Below are 1,020 nucleotides of genomic sequence, written 5' to 3' on the forward strand. Positions count from 1 at the left end.
CGTTACCGCCGTTTCGGGCTGTTTTGCCTTGTAGGGATTAAAGGGCAAGCCGTCTTTTATGTAGCTGATACAGGTTTTTTTGTCTATTTCTTTTATTTTTGTGCCTTGATCTGTATAGCAGTTACACGCTTTGTCTGACTTGACACAGGCAGACGGCCAAGGCATGACGGTTACTGATTTGTTCATGCCGTCGTAGATTGGGGCTGTTTCGGGTCGGTTTTCTATTCTTGGTTTGTAATCGTCTTCGCTTATGTGTGGTTTCGGCTGTTCTGCTTGGATTGTTTGTGTTTCGTAACGCCCCGTTGCTGTTTCTTGCGGTGTCTGCGTCGTTGTCGGCGCGCTTTCTGCCGTTTTGTTTGCTTCGGTGTTTTTGTCGGTGATTGGTGCTTCGCCTTCGAATCTGCTCCAAAATCCGCTAAACGACCAAATGCCATAACCAATCAGGCAAAGGGCGAGCGGGAACAGCATTAAAAGTTTGCTTTTTTTCGTCCTGATTTTGGTGTGTACTTCGGCAGACTTATACAGCCCATACACGCTTTTATCAAGCCTGTACACGCTGATTAGGGCTTCCCTAATGTTTGCCCTGCTTTCAGGGTCTTTTGCGCCACCTGTCGTCCATTCCATCTTACGACGCAGCCCTAAATTTGTCTTTCCTAAATGCGTGTGATGTTCTATCAGGCCGCGCAAATGGACATCTATCAGGCGGGGATGTTGGGTTATCAGAATGAAATCAAGACCACGGTGTCGGTGTGTTTCGAGTTCGGCGACGTAATCGGGCACTTTCGAGCCGCTGGGTCGCGGTCGAAATATGCGTTGACATTCGTCAACGACGATAATCGCACCCGGAGGCGCCCACTTCAGCCATGTCTGAATGCTTTCGCCTTCGGGTATATCGAAGTAATTTATTTTATCGTGGTCTAGGTCTTTGATTCCGTCCACAAAGATGGGGCGGTCTTTAAAGTCTTTGCGTTTAACAAGGTTGGAAACCGCATACAATGTTTTTCCCGCACCGGGAACGCC

At 48.2% G+C, this 1,020-nt stretch carries 1 protein-coding gene; it reads right to left on the reverse strand.

Going from position 1 to position 1,020, the window contains the following annotated elements; all coding sequences use genetic code 11:
- A partial coding sequence (locus ACTHSP_RS20805; RefSeq protein WP_440346860.1) for a zonular occludens toxin family protein occupies positions 1-1,020 on the reverse strand: 1,020 nt, incomplete at both ends.

This window comes from Neisseria sp. P0001.S005 (genome assembly GCF_051963715.1).